Raw genomic sequence first — 21685 nt, forward strand, 5'->3', positions numbered from 1 at the left:
GGAGGAATTTTATATGAAGGATATAAATATTAAAAGTGATGAAATGGTTACAATGAAGAAGTGGGCATTACTTGGAGCATCACCGGATGAAAGTAAGTTTGGTTATAAAATATTAATGTTACTTAAGAAAAAGGGATATACAGTATATGGTATAAATCCTAAATACGACGAAATAAATGGAGTTGTGATTTATCATTCATTAAAGGAATTACCAGAAGCGGTAGATGCGGTGAGTGTTATAGTAAATCCAAATATAGCCTTGAATGCTATAGATGAAATTGCAGAATGTAAAATAGAAAATGTATGGTTTCAACCAGGTTCTTATAATCAAGAAGTTTTAGATAAGGCTAAAAGTAATGAACTAAATATTGTTTTTCGTGAATGTTTGTATGTAGAATTAGGCCGAATTTAAAATTTAAATAAAAAAGGTACACTGGTTTACTTAAATATACCCCTTGGGTACATTTTATTCGCCAGTGTACTTTTTAATATAGTTAATAGTACTGAAGGTGATGACTTAGCTATTGTACAAAATTTTATATTTTAGATAATGCATTAGGCTTTTCAAGTAGGATATTAGCCCTATCAATAGCTGCTTCAACATTACTGCAGATATTATCTTTTCCTAACATATCTATAAATCCATACTTCTCAAGAACATTAATAGGGTGTTCTTGAAGATTTAACATTATTAACTGAGTGTGATGTTTGGTACAAATACCATAAAGCAGCTCTAAAGCATGGTATCCTGTGGCGTCCATAGCTGGTACATTTGACATTTTTATAATTAAAATTTTAGTAGGGATCCCTATTTCTCTAATTGCATGCATAAATTTGTCTGCTGCACCAAAAAAGAAAGGCCCATTAATTTCATATACAGATACATTTTCTGGAGTTTTTATGCTATCTATAAGCTCTAGTTGGTCTTTGTCTTCATATTCATCAAGAATATATCTCACATCAGAAACATCTGCCATTCTTTTCATAAATAGCAATGAGGCGAGAAGTAAGCCTATTCCTATAGCGATTACTAGATCAAAGAATATTGTTAGTGAGAAAGTAACTAAGAGCACTAAAGCATCACTTTTAGGAGCTTTTAATATTCTTTGGAAAGCTTCCCATTCTCCCATATTGTAAGATACTATAATTAATATTGCGGCCAAAGAAGACATAGGTATAAGTTTTACATAGGGCATAAATAATACTAATATTATTAATAAAGATAGTGCATGAACTATTCCAGCAATAGGAGTTCTACCACCATTTTTTACATTAGCTGCAGTTCTTGCTATAGCACCAGTTACAGGGATACCTCCCACAAGGCCAGAACAAATATTAGCAACGCCTTGAGCTACAAGTTCCATGTTAGAACGGTGCGAACCACCAATCATACCATCAGCTACTACTGCAGATAAAAGCGATTCTATTCCACCTAAAATTGCAATGGTTAGAGCTGGAAGCATTAGCTCTTTTATCATAGCAAAAGAAGTATGCGGAAGAGAAATACTAGGCAGTGCACTTGAAATGTTACCGAAACGACTTCCAATAGTTTCTATATTTAAATTAAATATAAGAGCTATTACAGTAGTTAGAATTATTGCAATAAGCGTTCCTGGAATTTTTTTATTTATTTTAGGCCAAAATATAATTATTAAAAGTGAAAGAATACCAATACTCACACTTTGTAAATTTAAAGTATTTAAACTATTAAAATAAGCAACCCATTTAGGAATAAATTCCGAAGGTACAGTTTTCATGGTTAGACCAAAAAAGTCTTTAATCTGAGTAGAAAAAATAGTAATAGCTATACCACTTGTAAATCCAGTAGTAATTGGGTAAGGAATAAATTTCAGCATTCCACCAAATTTTAGAAGTCCCATTATTATAAGAAAGAATCCAGCCATTATTGTAGATACTATTAGTCCATCAATTCCAAATTTTGCAATTATTCCAAATACAATAACTACAAAAGCACCGGTAGGACCTCCAATTTGAACTCTGCTGCCTCCAAGTAAAGAGACTACAAGGCCACCAACAATTGCTGTATATAATCCTTTTTCAGGTGAGACTCCAGATGCTATGGCAAGAGCTATAGCCAAAGGCAAAGCAATAATAGCAACAATGATTCCAGCAACAAAATCTTTTATAAATTGCTCTTTTGAATAGGTTTTTAAACAGGTAACTAGTTTTGGTACGAACATATTTTCACTCCTCTATTTAATTAGTATACGAATGTTAAAAATAAAATATTTTCAAGCATAATTTTGCTCGAAGTTAATTACTTTTAATATTATTTTATTAAAAGTATACTGGTTTGTAAGATTAAAATTTTAAAAACAATAAAGTAGTATTTAACTATATATAATATTAAATACTACATATCATGTATAATAATATCATATTTTGCGAAAAAAAACAATTGTCAATATGAATTTTTATAAAAGATAAAATACTTTTGTTGATTTGATATAATAATTTTGTTACAATCTATTAAATGTAGACATGCACATGTTAATAATAAACCATATAAATAACAATAACATATAAGGGCACATAAGGGGATAGACTATGGAACAAAATGAGTATTTGTTTAATGTACATTCATTATATAATCTTGCACGATATGCTTTCTTGAAAATTGAATCTAATTACTCAAGGATGGTGGAGCCATCTGGTATAACGCTGCCGCAACTTCGAGTTCTTTGGATTATTAAAGTGTATCCAGGAACTTCACTTAGCAATATTGCAAGGATTGGATCTTGGACTTCACCTACGGTTAGTAATATGATGAAAATTTTAATGAGTAAAAAGCTAATCTTTAAAGAGGAAACAATTAATAAAAAGATGTATAAATTTCAGATAGCGGAAACGGGTAGGTGGTTTATTGATATAAACAAACAAGATAAGCAAAAAAAATTCTATCTTTTTGACTTAATAGGCATATTTTCACATAGCGAACTGGATTTTATTATAGCTATTTTCACTAAAATTATTATAAAAGAAAAGAAAGAGTTTATTTTTGACTATATTGACAAAATCAATCAAATGAATTTAAAAATTGATTTTAACGAATTTGATATAGATACAGTAAATATTATAAAGAAGATAATTAATCTATATAATCTCCTAAGAACATTCATCTTAACTGTTAAAAGTAATCATAGAGAACCACTTAAGGAATTTAATGTTACATATCCTCAACTTAGAGCATTATGGATAATAGCTGCTTTCCCAGGGATTACTTCAAGTGAACTTAGCGAAATTAGTTTTTGGTCACCTTCTACAGTCCACGTAATAGTAAAAAATTTAAATAGTAAGCGATTTATTCATAAAGAAAAAGCACTAATAAAAAATGCCCATTACTTAGATATATCAGAGAAAGGTGAAAATTTGATAATAGAAGACTATAAGAAAAATCAAAAAACACTATTGATTTTTCAAGAACTAAAAGATATAAGTTTGCAGGAGCTTTTAGATTTAAATGGCCTTTTAGAGAGAATGAATAATAGATTAGGGAATTATAAAACAGAGGAATATATAAAAAAGACATTTGATATTATTAAAAGCAAAGCACTTTGACAATTGAAATTTTTTTTAATAATACATAATTTATAAGAATAAATAGCAAATTAGTATAGTATCCTTATTGAATTCATAACTTATTATATAAGGATAGGTTTCCTTTAATAATTAGATGAATTAAAAATTAACAACTATTCTATATTTATAAAAATAGAAAGGTGGTATAGAAATGAATAAAACTTTAAGAACCATTGCAATTGTTGTAGCAATTATTCTAGTGATAGCAATGCCTATTATTGGAGGCTACAATAAAATAGTGAGTTTAGAACAAAAGGTAAAAGTGGCAGAAGGAAACATAGATACTCAACTCCAGAGAAGATCGGATTTAATTCCAAATTTAGTAGAAACAGTGAAGGGATATGCTTCTCAAGAGAAAGACATTTTTATTAAAATAGCTGAGGCCAGGGCAAAACTCGGAAGCGCACAAAATATAGGGGATAAAGCACAAGCAGATAGCGAACTTGGAACCGCATTATCAAGGCTTCTAGTAGTTGTAGAAAGATATCCGGATTTAAAATCTAGTGCTAATTTCAGGGATTTAACAGTAGCTTTGGAAGGCACTGAAAATAGAATAGGTATAGCAAGGCAAGATTATAACAAAAGTGTTGACAATTACAACACCACCATTAAAAAGTTCCCCAGTAGCATTATTGCTGGAATTTTTAGATTTGAAGAAAGGGCATATTATAAAGCTAGTGAATCAGCTAAAGAAGTACCAAAAGTTAATTTTAGTAAGTAGGAGTTAAAATATGAGGAATTATTTAACAAAACCAATTAGAAAAATTTGTAATATTTATTTTAATAGACCTATAAAACATAAGATTAACCCTAAAAGAATCTTTGTGCTTCTGATAAGTTTAGTTTTACTAAGTGGCACAATGGCTATTAATTTAGTAAATGCAGAAAGTAAATTTCCTATGCCAACAGAATTAAAATATGCTAATGATTACGCAAAAGCAATAGATAGTGACTCATTGCAATATATCTTGGCAGTAGGTAAGGAATTAGAAGATAAAACAGGTGCTCAGGCTACTGTGGTGGTTATAGATTCGCTACAGGGAGAAACTATTGAATCCTATGCCAATGGTATTTTTAGAAAATGGGGTATAGGACAAAAGGATAAGAATAATGGGCTATTAATTTTATTATCAGTAAAAGATAAAAAGTGGAGAGTAGAGGTAGGAACATCTTTAGAAGGTGCTATTACAGATATATACTCCTCAAGAGTAATGAATGATCTCGCAGTGCCAAAATTTAAGGAAAATCAATATGGACAGGGACTTAGGGCAGCATATTCAGTTTTATCAGATAGCATAGCTAAAGAATATGGAGTAAAACTAGATAAGAATATTAATGTTCCAAAGTATAGTGAAAGTGTAAAAAATACAAACACCTCTAAAAAGGGAAGTGGCATTCTAGTAATAGGAGTTATTGTATTAGTTTTTCTTGACTTTATTCTTAATAAAGGCCGAATAACTAGATTTATAATTACATTGCTTTTCTGGAGCTCAATTGGAAGGCGGGGTGGAAGAAATGGTGGTGGTTTCGGAGGTGGATTTGGAGGAAGTTCAGGAGGAAGTTCTGGAGGCTTTGGCGGAGGCTCATCAAGTGGTGGAGGTTCCTCAGGGGGATTCTAACGACATGGCCTGTGATGATTTGATATATTGATTTGGTGGAACGTAATAAAAATCAGCTAAATTATTGGATTATATTACAGTTTTAATTTTATAAAATTAAAAGTATAATATTAATTAGGCACATTAAAATAGAATAGTGTAACGATTGGCTATTTGTTTGAATGTACCCTCTAGGACCCCTACTAGGAGAATTAAATATTTGAAAGCAGAAAAACGATTTATTTTCTGCTTTTAAATATTTGCAAAATTATATTATATAAATGGTCAAAGAATGGACTAGTAATCTGACTAGCTATTTTTTTTGAAAAATAACGATTACAAATGAGAGGATAGGTAAAAATTATGCGTATAGGGATTGATTTAGGTGGAACTAATATAGTTGTAGGTATAGTTACAAATGAAGGGAATATAATCACTAAAAAAAGTACCCCAACCTTAGCTTCAAGAACAGCGTTAGTAGTAATAGAGGATATGGTTAGTTTAATATATAAAACCTTGGAAGTCTCGGGTATTTCTATGGAAGACATTGAATTAATAGGTATAGGGGTTCCTGGCCTTGTTGAGTATAATAGTGGGATAATCAAACAATGTGTAAATTTAGGATGGGAAAATGTAGATATATGCAAAATACTTAAAGAAAAAACTGGAAAAAGGATTTTAATAGAAAATGATGCAAATGCTGCAGCTGGTGGAGAATATCTATTTGGAACAATGAAAAATCATTTTAATTCAGTCTTTTTAACCTTGGGAACTGGTGTGGGAGGAGGAATAATTTTAAATGGTAAGTTATATAGAGGGAAAAATGGGGCTGCAGCAGAAATAGGACACATGATAGTAGGAGAAAATTTTTATAATTGTGCCTGTGGTAATAATGGTTGCTTTGAAACATTTACTTCAGCTACAGGTATAATTAAGTATGCTAAAAAATTGATAAACGAGAATCCACAGGATACATTAATACTTAAAAAAGCAAATGGGTTGGATGAGATTGATGCCAAAATAATTTTTGATTGTGCAAAACAAGGAGATAAATTAGCTAATTTAGTTGTAGAGAGATTCGTCAAATATTTTTCTATAGGAATTTGTAATATATTAAATATCTTGGATGTAACAATGATAGGCATTGGCGGTGGAGTTTCTGCAGCTGGGGAATTTTTTATGGAATTGCTATTAAGTGATATTAAAAAACACAAATTGTTTAAAGAAATACCTGTTTGTTACATAAAAATCGCAACGCTAGGAAATGATGCTGGTATTATTGGAGCAGCAATGCTAGACAAGCTATAGTGTTAAAGTCCTTCAAATAAATAGCATATTAGATTGCTACTTATTTGAATGGGCCTTATTTTAAAATTATAGTTATATTTTCAAAACCCATATCTGATAAAATACCTTGTAAAAGTAATTTAGCATTAGTATCAGCTCCACCTAAAAATCCAGTTTTAATTAAATCAGCTTCAGTCTTATTTTTCTGATTACTGATTTCGTTTATCATATCCTGAATACTAAGTTTGTTAAACATCGAGGATTTTTCATCATAAACAAAAAAATCTTCATTATTTATTACATGATCAAGAACTTTAGATTTTTTTAAAGTTATAGTAACACTTTTTTGATTTATAACAATATCTAAATCCTTTAAATCTACCCCCGCTTTAATATATCCACTGTATTTGATCAAAAAAGATTTTTCAGTAAAGGGGATATAGAAATCTTTAAATTTTTTGCTATCTGTGAGAGATATTATATTAGAATAGTTATATTTTATTGTGGATAGTTCTGATATTTTGGACAATCTTTCTGAAATTACAGTAGTACTTATAACTTTATCATTATTAAAATTGTTTATAATGGAATAAATCATTATTGCCCATATAGTTGTGCAAAATAGAATAATTAAAAAAATGAGTTTATTTTTATATTTTATAGGTTTTATGGCTGAGTTTAAATTCATGCTAAAGCAACTCCTTATAATATTTAAATGATTACATAATATGGCTATTATATTATATGGTAGTTAATAACATTTCAGAAGGAATGCCCTCTAATTTTGTAAAGGGAAGGGCATAATAAAATAATTTAGTGCAAACGGTTGCATGAAACGAAAATATTATGTATAATAATTATAAAAGGTAAAGTTATAATAAACTGAAAATTTAAAGGGTCATGAAAATTATAATTAATGATATTTTAATAAGTATTTATTATTAAAAAGGATATAGGAGGGAAAATTTAATGGATAATAATAATCTTCCAAGAGTTGCTTATTTTTGTATGGAGTATGGACTACATCCAGATTTTAAAGCTTATGCAGGAGGTCTCGGAATACTTGCAGGTGACCATTTAAAAGGGGCTAAAGATTTAAATCTTCCACTTGTGGGAATAGGACTTAAGTGGAAACAAGGATATACTGATCAACTTATAGATAAAAACGGAAAAGCCTATGATACATATCATAATTATGAATATGATTTCTTACAAGATACAGGGGTGAAAGTAACTGTTAAAATAAGGGATATAAATGTAGCGTGTAAGGTTTGGAAATTAGAGGAATTTGGAAATAATCCACTATACCTTTTAGATACTGATATACCAGAGAATGGGGATAATTGGATAACTGGACAGTTATATGGCTGGTTTGGTGAAGAAAGAATTGCTCAAGAAATAGTATTAGGTATTGGGGGGGTTAAAGCTTTAAGAGCCCTAGATATTCCTATAGATGTATACCATTTTAATGAAGGTCATGCAGCCCTTGCGGCTACAGAACTTATAAAGGAAAAAATGCAATCAGGATTTAGTTTTGAGGAGTCTTGGAATAAAACCCGCGAAGAAGTAGTATTTACAACTCACACTCCCATAGTTGAAGGTAACGAATCTCATCAGGTTTCTAAATTAGAGTATATGGGAGCATTTAATGGATTAACTAGGGAGCAAATGATTAGATTTGGTGGAGAACCATTTAATATGACGGTAGCTGGACTTAGATTATCAAGAAAGGCAAATGCCGTAGCACAGCTTCATAGGTCAACTGCAAATAAAATGTGGAAGACTGTTGCTGGAAGGTCTGAAATTATTGGTATAACTAATGGAATTCATAAACCAACTTGGGTAGACGACCGAATTACTGAGGCCTACGAAAACAATGGGGACCTTTGGAAAGTACACTTAACTGTTAAAAAGGAATTAATAGGATTTATTAAAGAAAGAACAGGAGTAGAACTAGATGCAGATAAGTTACTTATTGGATTTTCAAGAAGGGCTGCACCGTATAAAAGAAGTGATTTGATATTTACTGAGGAAGAAATTATATCTCCACTCCTCAAAAGCGGAAAAGTTCAAATTGTATTCTCAGGAAAAGCTCATCCCCTTGACGATACAGGAAAAGAAATAGTGGCAAAGCTTGTAAGAATGATGAAGAAGTATCCAAACAGTGTAGTATTCCTGGAAAATTACGACATGAATATAGGAAGAATGCTAACCAGGGGCTCAGATATATGGTTAAACAATCCAAGAAGGCCTTTGGAGGCCAGTGGAACTTCAGGAATGAAGGCTGCAATGAATGGTGTTCTTAACTGTTCTATTCTAGATGGTTGGTGGCCAGAGGCTTGCATCGACGGCGTAAATGGATGGCAGTTTGGGGATGCAGTAGGTCTTGATGATTTAACAGAAACTGAATTAGATATACATGATACGCAGGCTCTTTATGACACTTTAATAAATAGAGTTATGACTACTTATTATGGAAATAGAGAAAAGTGGGTAGAAATGATGAAAGAAAGTATTAAAACTACAAGCTATGAATTCTCAGTAGAGAGAATGCTTGATGAGTATTATAATAAAATGTATATAAAATAATAAAAAAAGCCATGAGAAATCATGGTTTTTTTCTATTTATAATGGGAAATACTAGAATTTATATTGGAGATAAGTTATTATATAGGTATGTATAACTACATAAAAGGAGATGAAATTAATGAGGTTATTTGCGCTTACACATGAAGAGGTATGGAAAAAGCTTAGTAAAGACATAATTGATAATGTAAATAATGTTATAGATAAAACAATTCATCACCAGTCACATATAAAGGGTGCAGGGGGCAAAGACCTATTAGTAGGAAGAAACTAATAAAAAAGAAACTAACGAAATATTTTACACAGAAAATGGTGATAAAGAAATAAGGAAATAGTGAATTATGGCAACAGGGGGGAGCAGCTTGGAGGATAAAGAAAAAATTACTGATACAAAACAAGTACGTAAAAAAATCTATTCCATGATTTTGCCTATAACTATTGAAAATATTCTGCAGATGACAGCCGGATTTGTTTCTATGGCAATGATAGGGCGTATTAACGCTATTGCAATAGTATCACTTGGACTTAGTGCAAGGATTACACAAATTATATGGGCATTATTTAAGGGGATTACAACAGGTGGAGTTGTATTTGTAGCACAAGCTTATGGTTCAGGCAATTCTAAAAAGGTTAAGCATGTTATTCAACAAACATTGTTATCTTCAATAATCTTAGTTTTTATGTTCCAGCAATTTGTATATTGGAAGGCCCCCTTATTACTGAAAATTTTCAATCCAAAACCAGACCTGTTAGGTAACGCAGTAATATATTTAAAGATAGTATCCTGGGGTCTCCCTTTTATGGCCATAATGCTTGTAGTGGCAGGAGTACTGCAGGCTACAGGAAATGCCAAAACACCAATGAAAATAGCATTAATAATGAATTTAACTAATATTGTTTTTAGCTTTATACTTATATTTGGTAAGTTTGGTATACCTGCTTTGGGAATTAGAGGAGCTGCCATTGCTACAATAATTTCACAGTTTACTGGCGCTATGCTTGGTATTTATGTGTTATTTAATAAATCTGGTATATTGTGTTCATTACTTAATAGAAAATTCTTTAAGTTAGACTTAATACAAATTAGTAAAGTATATAAAGTAGGAATGCCTACAGCCTTAGAGTCAATATTTTGGCAAATATCTGCTGTAATTTTAACAAGAGTCATATTATCTTATGGTGAAGTAGCTATGGCATCTTATCAACTTGGACTTCAAGCTGAATCAATTTCTTTTATGCCAGCCATGGGATTTGGTGTTGCAGCCACAGCGTTTATTGGTCAGGCAGTGGGAGCCAAAGATTCTATGCTCGGGAGAAAATATATGAAGGAATTACTTAAAGGTTCAGCTATGATTACTAGCGTAAGTGCTTTTATATTAATATTTTTTCCAGGATCAGTTATGAGACTTCTTACAAATGATGCAAAAATCGTAGAAATGGGAGTAATATACTTAATAGTAATGGGACTCGTGCAACTTCCTCAAAATATTGCAGGAGTTTTTAATGGAGCGTTAAGAGGGGCTGGATATACAAAGGTACCCATGATTGTAGCCGGTGTTGGAATTTGGGTAATAAGAATTCCACTATCACTACTTTTAACATATAAATTTAATATGAGTATAAATGCTATATGGGTAGTTATGGGACTCGACTTAGTGGTGAGATTTATTTTGAGCTTAACTTTATATAAAACAAGAGATATTTATAATAATGAATTGGTTTTTAAGGATAAATAATGAAAGGTTTACCAATATAAAAATTGGTAAACCTTTTATTATACTAATTATTATTTTACTTCTACAATCCATCCTTCTGGAGCTTCTACATCCCCAAATTGGATTCCATAAAGAGTATCATAAAGTTTTGTAGTAATTGGACCTACTTCTGTCTCACTATGGAAAACATGAAGTTCATTCTTATACTCTATACCACCGATAGGGGATATTACAGCAGCTGTACCACATGCACCTGCTTCTTTAAATTCAGAAAGATTATTAATTAGAACATCTCTTTCTTCTGTTTTCAATCCTAAATATTCTTTTGCAACGTGTAATAGTGAGTATTTAGTTATGCTAGCAAGTATTGATGGTGATTTTGGAGTTACAAATACATCATCCTTAGTAATTCCAAAGAAGTTTGCAGCACCAACCTCTTCAATTTTAGTATGAGTTGCAGGGTCAAGGTAGATACAATCTGCAAATCCTTTTTCTACAGCTTGTACATGAGCTAAAAGACTTGCAGCATAATTTCCTCCAACTTTTGCAGCACCAGTTCCGTTTGGTGCTGCTCTATCAAATTCTTCTGAAATCATAAAGTTTACTGGAGACATTCCACCTTTGAAGTAAGCACCTACAGGGCAACAGAATATACCAAATAAAAATTCAGGTGCTGTTCTTACTCCAAGATTATCACCGATGCCTATTACATAAGGTCTAAGATAAAGTGTTGCACCAGTTCCATATGGTGGAACGAAAGCTTCATTTGCTTTAACAACTTGAATACATGCATCAATAAATTTTTCAACAGGTATTTCAGGCATAAGAATACGATTACAACTTCTATTGATACGTTTAGCATTTTCATCAGGTCTGAACAGTTGAATTTTACCATCCTTTGTACGATAAGCTTTTAAGCCTTCGAAACATTGTTGGCCATAATGAATAGCTGTTGAAGCCTCACTTATAGTAATGTTGTTATCTTCAACTAATTTTCCCGCGTCCCATTTTCCATCTTTCCAAATTGAAACATAACGTAAGTCTGTCTTCATGTAAGTGAAACCTAATTTATTCCAATCGATGTTAACATTTTTACTCATATGAACCCCCTACTATGTAATATTTTTTTTAATTAAAATATAATTTATATAAAATATACTTTAATTTAAAATTATTATAACATAAAATATGGACGTGTCGCATTTATTATCAAGATTTTAATAAATTTAATTCATTTTATTTTTAAAATGAATTAAAAGTTGCGATAATAAAAATCTTGATCTATTATTGCAACTTTTTATTCAGTTTGTTATTTTTAAACTATATTATGATGAATTATCACTCTAATCCTTCAGGACTATTTTTTTTATCCTGCAATTTATTATTAGGAATATCATTTAAGGATTTAAAACTTGCAGTGTTTTCCATGTTATTTATAGCTTCATTAACCTTTTTGTTTTTAGTTTTTTTATTTCTGTTCATGAGTGCTGTCTCCCTTCATATTTTGCGCTATTTATATTAATAGCATAGCCATATTTATTGGTATTATGTATATATAAAGAGGGCAGTTTGTTCCATTTTATGATTTTTATAATAGAAGAAGTTGTACTTAAAATAATTTTTTGAAACAGTTTTTGCAGAGTGAAGTTTTACCTTTGTTTGCAGAAATACAGTTATCTTTTAATACAGACTTTCCACATACTTCACATATGAGCTTTGAGCAGCTATTAACCACCATAGAACTCGATTTATTTGCTTTAGAACCTATTGTGCTTTTCTTATTTGAAGGTGGATCATAATTAATTGGTGTTTGTTTTTCGTTCTTTTCAACTATTGCGTAATTCATAGCATATGTACTTTCACCAAAAAGCTCTAGTTCAAATCTGGGATTTTCCGTATCATAAAATTCCTCAATAATAAGTCTTGTAACTTGTGCATCATTTACTATAAGACCACTTTTCTCTATACCATCGAAAATACTTTTTGTTATGTTGTTTGTATCTGGGTGTCTTTTGATGCTTTTATAATATACTTTTAAAACAGCGATAAGAGACTCTGTTAAAAAAATATTGGAATTTTGAATTCTACATTGATAAGCAATTTCTTCTTCATACAAAGCATATCTATCATGGTATTTACCAGAATTATAAGGTAAAATAGCTCTGCCATTCATGTTGAATAGTTTAAAATTAGATTTTGAAATAGGTGAGCCTTTTATTATGACTTTTGCATAGGTGTTACTCATATTTTCCCCCTAGGATTTATTTCCAATAAATGATAATTATTATTTTTAACTTAATTTCTATGATATAATCACATAGATAATTGTATCATAAAGTAGGGATACTTAGTGAGAACACTTAAAAAACCGTATAAAAATTTGAAAAGTAAAAGTTAATAAAGTATAATTAATTTGTGTTATTAATAGATGTAAACATGCTTGAAAATTAACCTTCTTAAAATTTAATTTTTTAATTGAATATTTTTAGAACGTTTTTATGAATATGGGAAGAAACTATATAAACTATATTAAAGGTGGGTAAAAACAATGGAAAAGCAAATTAAAATACTTGCAATAGAATCCAGTTGTGATGAGACAGCAGCGGCAGTGGTAGTTAATGGTCGCGAAATTCTATCAAATATTATTGCATCACAAATAGATATACATGAAAAATTTGGAGGCGTTGTTCCCGAAGTGGCCTCTAGAAAACATATAGAAGTAATAAGTGCTGTAGTTCAGGAGGCATTGGACGCGGCTAAAGTTACATTAGATGAAATAGACGCAATAGGAGTAACTTATGGTCCAGGGCTAGTAGGAGCACTACTGGTAGGAGTTCAATATGCAAAGGGACTAGCATATGCAACTAATAAACCCTTAATTGGGGTTAATCATATTGAAGGTCATATTAGTGCTAATTTCATTCAATATAAAGAGCTAGAGCCACCATTTATGTGTTTGGTAGTTTCAGGTGGGCATACATTTATTGTATACATGAAGGACCACGGCGACTTTGAAGTTATGGGCCAAACGAGAGATGATGCAGCAGGAGAAGCTTTCGATAAGGTGGCTCGTGCTATTGGACTTGGGTATCCAGGCGGTCCTAAAATAGATAAAATTGCAAAAGAAGGCAATGCAGATGCTATAAAGTTTCCAAGAGCTAATTTTCATGATGATAGTTTAGATTTTTCCTTTAGTGGAGTTAAGTCTTCAGTGCTAAATTACCTAAATAAAATGAATATGAAAAATGAGAAAATTAATGTACCTGATGTGGCAGCATCTTTCCAAAAGGCAGTGGTTAATGTTTTGGTTCATAATGCCTTAGAGGCATGTAAAATAAAGGGTTTAGATAAAATAACAATAGCCGGTGGTGTAGCATCAAATTCTTGCCTTAGAGAAACTATGATAAGTGAAGGGCAAAAGAGAAATATAAAAGTTTTGTTTCCTGAAATGGTGCTTTGCACTGATAATGCAGCGATGATTGGGAGTGCAGCTTACTTTGAATTAATTAAAGGAAGAGTTTCGGGGCTAAAACTCAATGCAATACCAAACTTAAAGCTTGGAGAAAGATAGGATATTATAATTTAATATCCTTTTCTTTTAGTCTTCTACTAATGAATCTATTAGCGAGTAGTATAACAATTGCCATAGTGGGTACTGCAAGGAACATGCCAAGGACTCCAAAGGTTCCACCACCTATTAGTATGGAAAGAATAATAAGTAAAGGACTTAATCCAACAGATTTTCCAAGGATCTTTGGACCTAAATATAATCCATCAAATTGTTGAAGAATAATTATGAACAAAAGTACCCAAAAAGCTTTTACAGGACTATCAAGTAGAGTAATAAAAAAAGCGGGAATCATTCCAATTAATGGTCCAAAATAAGGAATCATATTTGTAACTCCAACTATTAAGCTTATAAGTATAACATAGGGCATTTTTAGAATGCTAAGTCCCACAAAGCATATAAAACCAATAATAACGGAGTCAATAAATTTACCTATAACAAAACCTGAAAAAATATTATTCGCTTCATTACTAAATTTTAGAAGGCCATCTGCATTTTCTTTTTTTAAAACTGCATAAATCAGCCTTTTTATATTTAGTATTAAGGTTTCTTTATCCTTTAAAAGATACAGTGAAACAACAAATCCTAGCAAAAACTTCATAAAAGAAGAGGTAAAGCCTACAGCTGTTAGGAAAGCGAAATTAATACCTGTATTTAGATACCTAGTTAAGTTAGACATAAATGTTGAGGTAGCTTGTTCTAAATATTTAGTTACACCATATTTATCAAGCAATTGAAGTTTATCCATATTATTAGAAACCCAAATTTGAGTTTTAGCTATGTAGCCAGGAGTTGCATCTGTCAATTCGCGAATACTTACACCTATATTAGGAGTTAGTATGGTGATACTGAAAAATGATATGCCTAAAACACATACATATATAATAAGTAAAGTTAATGCACGCTTTGTATGGAATTTTTTTTCAATGCTAACCATTATGGGGTTTAATAAGTAAGCAATACCGAAGGCCCATATAAAGGAGCTTATGTAGGATATAAAAACACTAGCAGCATTTGTAAGTACTTCTATATCATTTACTATTCTTAATAAAATAAATGATAATAAGATTATAGGAATTAATTTAATATAAGGGATTTTTCTATCGTTAAACAAGTTAATTCACTTCCTTAGTTAATGATTATTTTAGTAATAACATATGGAATAATTATATCATAAATTGTGTATATAAAAGATATTTATAATAATTTTAAGGCTACCATAAGTTTATGGTGGTCATTTTTTTTGCTCTTGTCAGGGACATTAATAGCTATTTAAAATGTTCATAATTTATTTACAATAATATTATTGACTAATGGTCATAAAAGAATATACTGAATAAGAGTGGTAGCAAAATGACTATTGGTCATAAATAAAATTCACAAGTAAGGTGGTAAATGCACTATGGAGATGGATAAAAATATTAAAGAAAAACAAAGTAAATCAGAGATAAATAAGTCTAAAAAACAAAAGAACTTATACGATGCAGCATATGAACTTTTTACAACTAAAGGAATTAATGACACAGCAATAAATGATATTGTAAAAAAAGCAGGGGTTGCTAAAGGAACTTTTTATCTTTATTTTAAAGATAAATATCACATTATTGACTTGATAGTTTTAAGAAAGAGTTCAAAAGTTTTAAAAGAAGCTATTGAGATATCTATGAATAAGGAGTTTGAAGAATTTAATGATAAAGTAATCTTCTTGGTAGATTATATAATTGAATATTTAAGAAAAGATAAAAAGCTTCTACGACTTATATATAAAAATCTTTCTTGGGGGATTTATAGAAAGGTCATAGCTGAACCTATGGAGTACAATGAAATGAAGGAAATCGCAAAAGTATTTATGGATAATATAGTGAGTGAAACCATGTGCATAACGGAAGCAGAAAAAATATTATTTATGATTATTGAACTAACAGGTTCAGTATGTTATAGCTCAATTATTTTAGAGGAGCCTGATACTATAGACAATATGAAACCTATTTTATTTAAAACAATTAAAAAAATATTACAAAATTAATTTTATAAGGAAGGGATGACCTAATTGAAAAAGTTCGGACATTTTATAGCGAAAAACAGGGTAATAATTTTAATTATCTCTACATTGCTACTCATTCCATCGGTAGTTGGGATGGTAAATACAAGAATAAATTACGATCTTTTGACCTATCTTCCACAAACACTTGATTCAATGAAGGGACAAGACATTTTAGACAAAACCTTTTCAAATGCAGCCACATCCATGCTTATTATTGAGGACATGGAAGCTAAGGATGTTTTAAAAATAAAAGCAAAGGTTGCAAAAGTCCAAGGTGTAGAAAAAGTTATTTGGGTGGATGATATTTTAGATACAACTGTACCTAAAGAAATTTTGCCAGAAGAAATTAAAAGTTCTTTTTATAGTGGAAATTCTACCATGTTAATAATTAAATTTAAAGAATCAGCATCTTCAGAAACCACTCAAAATGGTATAACAAATATAAGGAAGGTAACAAATAAGCAGTGTTATTTAAGTGGTATATCCGCAATTGTAAAGGATACCAAAGATTTAGCTGATAAAGAAACACCATTCTATGTAATGATTGCCGTGATATTATCAGTAATAGTTTTATCTTTAACAATGAAATCTGTTATAATTCCATTTATTTTCTTATTAGGTATAGGGTACGCCATATTATACAATATGGGGACAAATATATTTTTAGGGCAAATTTCTTATGTGACAAAGGCACTGGCAGCAGTACTTCAACTTGGTGTAACTATGGATTATTCGATATTTTTACTTCATAGATATGATGAAGAAAGAGAACTTATGCCAAATGATCATATAGGAGCAATGGGAGATGCAATAGCAAATACCATGGTGGCTATATCAGGAAGTTCACTAACAACTATAGCAGGGTTCTTAGCATTATGTACTATGCAGCTTGCATTAGGAAAGGATATTGGCATAGTAATGGCAAAGGGTGTTTTACTTGGAGTTATATCTACAGTAACAGTGTTACCTTCATTAATCTTAATATTTGATAAACCTATTCATAGATTTAGTCACAAAACCATATTGCCTGAATTCAATAAAACATCAAAGCTGGCTACGAAGCACTATAAAATAATAACTATAGTATTTTTACTTGCATTTATACCAGCTATTTATGGAAATAATCACACTAAGGTTTATTACAACTTAGACGAATCTCTACCAAAGAACTTGGATTCTATTGTAGCAACAAATAAACTAAAGAAAGATTACAATATGACCTCAACACACTTTATTATAATAAATGATAAGCTTGAAACTAATAAAGTTAAGGAAATGGTAAAGAGAGTAGAAAAGGTAAATGGAATTGAAAAGGTACTTTCGTCAGATAAATACTTAGGACCACTTATTCCAGAAAGTTTTATCCCAGAGGATATTAAAGCCATGGTTCAAAAGGGTGGATATAAACTAATAATGGCAAATTCTAAATATAAGGCAGCTACAAATGAAGAAAGTGCTCAAATAAATGAAATAATTAAAATTACAAAAGAATATGACCCGAAATCAATGGTTTCAGGAGAAGGACCTCTTACTAAGGATTTAACCGAAATAGCAGATGTAGACTTCAAGCATGTTAGCATAGCATCCATTGGTGCAATATTTGCCATAATACTCCTAGTATTTGCTTCTCTATCTTTACCTGTAATTTTGGTCTTAGCTATACAGCTCGCAATATTTATAAATATGTCAATTTCATGTTATATGGGTAATGTTATACCATTTGTAGCATCTATAGTTATTGGAACTATACAACTAGGTGCCACAGTTGACTATGCAATATTACTGACAACAAGATTTAGAGAAGAAATGAGAAATGGATACGAGAAAAACAGGGCTATGGAACTCGCGGTTCAGGGCTCTGCTAAATCTATTGTAACCAGCGCATTTACCTTCTTCGCAGCAACGGCTGGGGTAGCAATCATTTCTAAATTGGAAATGATAAGTTCACTATGCACAATGATGGCAAGAGGAGCACTAATAAGTGCGGCAATTATCCTGTTTGTTCTTCCATCTATACTATTAGTAAGTGAAAAAGTAGTAATAATTACTAGCCGAAATTTTAAAACTAAACCAGGAGTAATTAGTAAACTACAAGAAAAATCACAATCAGAAAATTAATTTATAACTTTCATTAGCGCAATAATAAATTTAAAAGTTAATCTACAGGGGAGATGTATTAATGTGAAAAATAAATGTATGTCTAAAAGATTATTAAGCATTGTGTTAATAGGTACATTAGCTATTCCAAATATAACTTATGCCACTGAATTAATTCAAAAGGATGAAACTGTTTATGTTACGTTAGATCAGCAAGGTCAAGTTAAAGAAAGAATAGTAAGTGATTGGATTCACTCAAATGAGAAAAATGTTGAAATTCAAGATAAATCTATATTAAAGGATATAAAAAATGTAAAGAGTGAAGTAAAACCCAATGGTGTTGGTGAAAATTTAACTTGGAAGTTAGAGGGAAACGATGTTTATTATAGAGGAACTACCGATAAAAAGCTCCCTATAGATATAAATGTTAAGTACTTGCTTGATGGAAAGGAAATTAAGGCAGCGGATTTGGCAGGAAAAAGTGGTCAAGTGAAAATAAAAATAGATTATGTGAACAATGAAAGCCATATGGTTAATATCAAAGGGAAAAACAGAAAAGTATATACTCCATTTAGTACTGCAACTATATTAGATTTGCCAATAGATAATTTTAAGAATGTTAAAATTAATAGTGGCAAAATAATTAATGATGGTAATAACCAAATAATTACTTTCATTTGCCTTCCAGGTATGAAAGAGAGCTTAAATTTACAAAAGACTACTTTAGATTTAAAAGAGAATTTAGAAATTACGGCAGAGGTAGAAAACTTTGAAATGGGTCCTATAATGATAACAGGGACTACTGAGCTTCCTAATATGGAAGAGTTTAAAAGTGCTTCATCGCTGCAAGATTTAATAAAGGGTATTAATGACATACAAGATGCTAGTACTAAGCTAGCTGAGGGAACAGGTAAATTATCCGAAAATCAAAGGGCTTTAGCTGATAACATGGCATTGTTTACAGGTGGGGTAAGTAAGCTGGGGGCTGGGGCTTTAGTATTAAATAATGGTATGATAAAGCTTGGAGAAAATGTGAGTGTAGCACAAATGGGTGCAATGCAAGTAGCTGGTGGATTAAAAGAATTTGCTGCAGGCACCGCGAAATTCGGAAGTGGAGCCAAGCAATTTGGAATAGGTGCGTTAGATTTTGCTACAAATTCAAAAACTTTTGCAGATGGTACAATTAAGGTAGCAGAGGGAACAGGTAAATTAGTTACAGGGTCTAAAGGCCTTTCAGATGGGGCTAATAAGTTAGCAGAAGGAACTAATACAGTATCAGGAAAAATGGAATCATTAAGCATGGGGCTAGATACAATGGTGACTTCTACTGAAAAGCTGCAACAAGGTCAAAAGCAAGTAATAGATGGAACTGAGCAAAGCTTAATAGGTATAGATAAACTCAAAAAAGGTAAAGAATTAGAGATAAAATCTAATGATGCTTTAATAGCGAGAATTGAAAAATTACAGGGACTTGTTAGCTTCCTATCGAAGATTCCTGGTACAAGTGAAATAGCAGACAATTTAAATAGTGGATTAGAAAATGAAAAAGCTGGTCTTGTGGCTTTAAAGGATGGTGGCAATGAAGTTTTACAAGGATTAAATGAACTTGAACAAGGTCTGTCAAAAATTAAAGCTGGATCAGGACAGGTAAATACAGGTATGAGTCAGCTTCAAGAAGGACATAAAAACGCAGCAGCAGGGTCGAAAGAATTAGCTAATGCCACAAAACAAATATCAGATAAAACTGGTGAATTAGCTAAAGGAGCAGCGCAGCTTGCACAAGGAGGAGAACAATTAAGTCCTGCAGCAGAGAATCTTAAAAATGGTAGTAATGGGCTCATAGGTGGGGCGGACAAGCTAAATGCTGCTGCCAGCAGTCTAAATTCAGGAACAAAAACAATGGGAGAAAGTACTCAAAAATTAATCGTAGGGTCACAAAGTGTGGCAGATGGTTTAACAAAATTAAATAATGAGGGAATAAAACCATTAACACAAGGGGCTAGTAAATTAAGTTTAGGAATGGGGGAACTTTTTGTAAATTCAGGAAAGTTAAAAGAAGGCGCTGATGAATTAGCAAATGGAAGTAAAGATTTAGATGAAAATATGAAAAAGTTTGATAAAGATGGTATACAAAAGATAAGTGGTGAAGTTGATAGTAAGATAGGAGATTTACAAGATGTTATTGATGTAAAAGATGAGCTTGTAAAAATATCTAATAATTATGGTACATTTTCAGGTGTAGGAGATAAGATGGATGGTAAAGTTAAATTCATTATGAAAACTGATGAGATAAAAGTAAAGTCTGTGGCAAATAAAGAAGATAAAGAAGTTGTAGAGATAAAAGAAGAAAAGAAGGGCTTTTTTGCCTGGATAAAGAATTTGTTTGGTAGCAACGATCAAGCAAAAAAATAATATTAAATTTAAAAATGCAGATTGCTGATAGACATAAAATATCAGCAATCTGTATTTTTTATGTAAGGTAAATTATAAAGTTTAGTGTAAAAGAAATTGTAAAGTTTTAAATATAATGGTACACTTTTCTTATATACAATAAATACTAAATAATGACTAATTTTATAACTCATATAAAATCATTGTTTTATCTTAGTAAAATAAATATTAAAAGAGTAACAAATCATATAAAGAATATTTTGAATAGGAGAAAAAATATGTATAGAGTGCTCTTAGTTAATGATTGTAAATTTGAAAATTTTATTATGAGGGACATGCTTATAAATTTAGGCTATGAGGTTATTATAAGTAATGAACTTAATGCAGTTAGCGATGTACGAGAGCTAGACTGTAACCTTATTATAGCAAATTTCATTATGAAAGAAAAAACAGGAGATAAAATACTGGAGCAGATAAAAGACATGTATACTGAAACAAAGTGTATTTTATCCTCAAGTAATGATATTAAATTAGAGGATTTTAATAATAGTGCAATAGATGGATTTATACATACTCCAGTAACTAAAGAAAAATTGGAAAAAATTATGAAAGAGAATGGACAATCATTAAATATACACAATAAGAAGACGAAGCATTCATTCTGTACATACTGTGGTGGAAAAGTAGATGATAATGCTGACATTGCAAGATTTTGTAAATATTGTGGTGAAAAAATATAAGTAAATAATGAGTATATGATTATTGTGAATAATTGTATGCTCATTATTTATTTGAACCA

Annotated in this window: 19 protein-coding genes; 13 read left to right on the forward strand and 6 right to left on the reverse strand. The window is 30.9% G+C overall.

Annotated elements, in window-relative coordinates; genetic code table 11:
• Positions 1–13 precede the first annotated feature (13 nt).
• Entirely contained in the window at positions 14–412 is a 399-nt protein-coding gene (locus tag G9F72_RS01990) for a CoA-binding protein (RefSeq protein WP_164956855.1), read from the forward strand.
• A 124-nt stretch (positions 413–536) separates the two neighbouring features.
• Here the strand turns inward: G9F72_RS01990 and G9F72_RS01995 are convergent, their stop codons facing one another.
• Positions 537–2201, reverse strand: a complete 1665-nt coding sequence (locus G9F72_RS01995; RefSeq protein WP_164956854.1) for a SulP family inorganic anion transporter — start codon at positions 2199–2201, stop codon at positions 537–539.
• A 367-nt stretch (positions 2202–2568) separates the two neighbouring features.
• Between G9F72_RS01995 and G9F72_RS02000 the strand changes: the two genes are divergently transcribed.
• The 4 genes from G9F72_RS02000 (at position 2569) to G9F72_RS02015 (ending at position 6506) form a co-directional block, all read left to right on the forward strand.
• Complete coding sequence (locus G9F72_RS02000) at positions 2569–3579, forward strand: MarR family winged helix-turn-helix transcriptional regulator (RefSeq protein ID WP_164956853.1); 1011 nt, start codon at positions 2569–2571, stop codon at positions 3577–3579.
• Positions 3580–3751: 172 nt separating this feature from the next.
• Positions 3752–4321: a LemA family protein gene (locus G9F72_RS02005; RefSeq protein WP_164956852.1), complete on the forward strand. Its 570-nt coding sequence runs from the start codon at positions 3752–3754 to the stop codon at positions 4319–4321.
• A 10-nt stretch (positions 4322–4331) separates the two neighbouring features.
• On the forward strand, positions 4332–5219 hold the full coding sequence (locus tag G9F72_RS02010) for a TPM domain-containing protein (RefSeq protein WP_164956851.1): 888 nt from the start codon (positions 4332–4334) through the stop codon (positions 5217–5219).
• Between the two features lie 342 nt (positions 5220–5561).
• Positions 5562–6506: an ROK family protein gene (locus G9F72_RS02015; protein ID WP_164956850.1), complete on the forward strand. Its 945-nt coding sequence runs from the start codon at positions 5562–5564 to the stop codon at positions 6504–6506.
• Positions 6507–6561: 55 nt separating this feature from the next.
• On the opposite strand, the gene G9F72_RS02020 is transcribed toward G9F72_RS02015, so the two are convergent.
• Positions 6562–7173 (reverse strand): DUF4230 domain-containing protein, encoded by a 612-nt coding sequence (locus G9F72_RS02020; protein ID WP_164956849.1) that lies wholly within the window; start codon positions 7171–7173, stop codon positions 6562–6564.
• Between the two features lie 281 nt (positions 7174–7454).
• On the opposite strand from G9F72_RS02020, the gene glgP reads away from it, so the two are divergent.
• From glgP to G9F72_RS02035, 3 genes are all read left to right on the forward strand, one after another.
• Positions 7455–9074, forward strand: a complete 1620-nt coding sequence (glgP, locus tag G9F72_RS02025) for an alpha-glucan family phosphorylase (protein WP_164956848.1) — start codon at positions 7455–7457, stop codon at positions 9072–9074.
• A 118-nt stretch (positions 9075–9192) separates the two neighbouring features.
• Positions 9193–9345: a hypothetical protein gene (locus G9F72_RS02030; protein ID WP_164956847.1), complete on the forward strand. Its 153-nt coding sequence runs from the start codon at positions 9193–9195 to the stop codon at positions 9343–9345.
• An 88-nt stretch (positions 9346–9433) separates the two neighbouring features.
• The gene (locus tag G9F72_RS02035) at positions 9434–10807 is read left to right on the forward strand and encodes an MATE family efflux transporter (protein WP_224675921.1); all 1374 of its coding nucleotides are present in this window, start codon (positions 9434–9436) and stop codon (positions 10805–10807) included.
• Positions 10808–10857: 50 nt separating this feature from the next.
• Here the strand turns inward: G9F72_RS02035 and G9F72_RS02040 are convergent, their stop codons facing one another.
• From G9F72_RS02040 to G9F72_RS02050, 3 genes are all read right to left on the reverse strand, one after another.
• Positions 10858–11886 (reverse strand): branched-chain amino acid aminotransferase, encoded by a 1029-nt coding sequence (locus tag G9F72_RS02040; protein ID WP_164956845.1) that lies wholly within the window; start codon positions 11884–11886, stop codon positions 10858–10860.
• Between the two features lie 238 nt (positions 11887–12124).
• Positions 12125–12268, reverse strand: coding sequence for a hypothetical protein (locus G9F72_RS02045; protein WP_164956844.1), 144 nt, complete (start codon positions 12266–12268; stop codon positions 12125–12127).
• Positions 12269–12395: 127 nt separating this feature from the next.
• Positions 12396–13031 (reverse strand): RusA family crossover junction endodeoxyribonuclease, encoded by a 636-nt coding sequence (locus tag G9F72_RS02050; protein ID WP_164956843.1) that lies wholly within the window; start codon positions 13029–13031, stop codon positions 12396–12398.
• A 303-nt stretch (positions 13032–13334) separates the two neighbouring features.
• Between G9F72_RS02050 and tsaD the strand changes: the two genes are divergently transcribed.
• A complete protein-coding gene (gene tsaD / locus G9F72_RS02055) occupies positions 13335–14357 on the forward strand; it encodes a tRNA (adenosine(37)-N6)-threonylcarbamoyltransferase complex transferase subunit TsaD (protein WP_164956842.1) in 1023 nt (340 codons plus the stop codon).
• 4 nt (positions 14358–14361) lie between these two features.
• On the opposite strand, the gene G9F72_RS02060 is transcribed toward tsaD, so the two are convergent.
• Complete coding sequence (locus G9F72_RS02060) at positions 14362–15468, reverse strand: AI-2E family transporter (RefSeq protein WP_164956841.1); 1107 nt, start codon at positions 15466–15468, stop codon at positions 14362–14364.
• A 288-nt stretch (positions 15469–15756) separates the two neighbouring features.
• Here G9F72_RS02060 and G9F72_RS02065 point away from each other — a divergent pair, with 288 nt between their 5' ends.
• From G9F72_RS02065 to G9F72_RS02080, 4 genes are all read left to right on the forward strand, one after another.
• On the forward strand, positions 15757–16380 hold the full coding sequence (locus tag G9F72_RS02065) for a TetR/AcrR family transcriptional regulator (RefSeq protein WP_224675922.1): 624 nt from the start codon (positions 15757–15759) through the stop codon (positions 16378–16380).
• 24 nt (positions 16381–16404) lie between these two features.
• Positions 16405–18516 (forward strand): efflux RND transporter permease subunit, encoded by a 2112-nt coding sequence (locus tag G9F72_RS02070; RefSeq protein ID WP_202054842.1) that lies wholly within the window; start codon positions 16405–16407, stop codon positions 18514–18516.
• Between the two features lie 63 nt (positions 18517–18579).
• Positions 18580–20907 (forward strand): hypothetical protein, encoded by a 2328-nt coding sequence (locus G9F72_RS02075; protein ID WP_164956840.1) that lies wholly within the window; start codon positions 18580–18582, stop codon positions 20905–20907.
• Positions 20908–21164: 257 nt separating this feature from the next.
• Entirely contained in the window at positions 21165–21626 is a 462-nt protein-coding gene (locus tag G9F72_RS02080; RefSeq protein ID WP_164956839.1) for a two-component system response regulator, read from the forward strand.
• The last annotated feature ends 59 nt before the right edge of the window (positions 21627–21685 follow it).

Origin of the sequence: Clostridium estertheticum, from assembly GCF_011065935.2 — a bacterium.
Taxonomy (GTDB): domain Bacteria; phylum Bacillota; class Clostridia; order Clostridiales; family Clostridiaceae; genus Clostridium_AD; species Clostridium_AD estertheticum_A.

Excerpts from the sequence above, each read along its gene's own strand:
- G9F72_RS02080 (WP_164956839.1), top strand. The coding sequence starts at position 21,165 with ATGTATAGAGTGCTCTTAGTTAATGATTGTAAATTTGAAAATTTTATT.
- tsaD (WP_164956842.1), top strand. The coding sequence starts at position 13,335 with ATGGAAAAGCAAATTAAAATACTTGCAATAGAATCCAGTTGTGATGAG.
- G9F72_RS01995 (WP_164956854.1), bottom strand. The coding sequence starts at position 2,201 with ATGTTCGTACCAAAACTAGTTACCTGTTTAAAAACCTATTCAAAAGAG.
- G9F72_RS02020 (WP_164956849.1), bottom strand. The coding sequence starts at position 7,173 with ATGAATTTAAACTCAGCCATAAAACCTATAAAATATAAAAATAAACTC.
- G9F72_RS02030 (WP_164956847.1), top strand. The coding sequence starts at position 9,193 with ATGAGGTTATTTGCGCTTACACATGAAGAGGTATGGAAAAAGCTTAGT.
- G9F72_RS02045 (WP_164956844.1), bottom strand. The coding sequence starts at position 12,268 with ATGAACAGAAATAAAAAAACTAAAAACAAAAAGGTTAATGAAGCTATA.
- G9F72_RS02000 (WP_164956853.1), top strand. The coding sequence starts at position 2,569 with ATGGAACAAAATGAGTATTTGTTTAATGTACATTCATTATATAATCTT.
- G9F72_RS02050 (WP_164956843.1), bottom strand. The coding sequence starts at position 13,031 with ATGAGTAACACCTATGCAAAAGTCATAATAAAAGGCTCACCTATTTCA.
- glgP (WP_164956848.1), top strand. The coding sequence starts at position 7,455 with ATGGATAATAATAATCTTCCAAGAGTTGCTTATTTTTGTATGGAGTAT.
- G9F72_RS02010 (WP_164956851.1), top strand. The coding sequence starts at position 4,332 with ATGAGGAATTATTTAACAAAACCAATTAGAAAAATTTGTAATATTTAT.
- G9F72_RS01990 (WP_164956855.1), top strand. The coding sequence starts at position 14 with ATGAAGGATATAAATATTAAAAGTGATGAAATGGTTACAATGAAGAAG.
- G9F72_RS02015 (WP_164956850.1), top strand. The coding sequence starts at position 5,562 with ATGCGTATAGGGATTGATTTAGGTGGAACTAATATAGTTGTAGGTATA.
- G9F72_RS02005 (WP_164956852.1), top strand. The coding sequence starts at position 3,752 with ATGAATAAAACTTTAAGAACCATTGCAATTGTTGTAGCAATTATTCTA.
- G9F72_RS02065 (WP_224675922.1), top strand. The coding sequence starts at position 15,757 with ATGGAGATGGATAAAAATATTAAAGAAAAACAAAGTAAATCAGAGATA.
- G9F72_RS02040 (WP_164956845.1), bottom strand. The coding sequence starts at position 11,886 with ATGAGTAAAAATGTTAACATCGATTGGAATAAATTAGGTTTCACTTAC.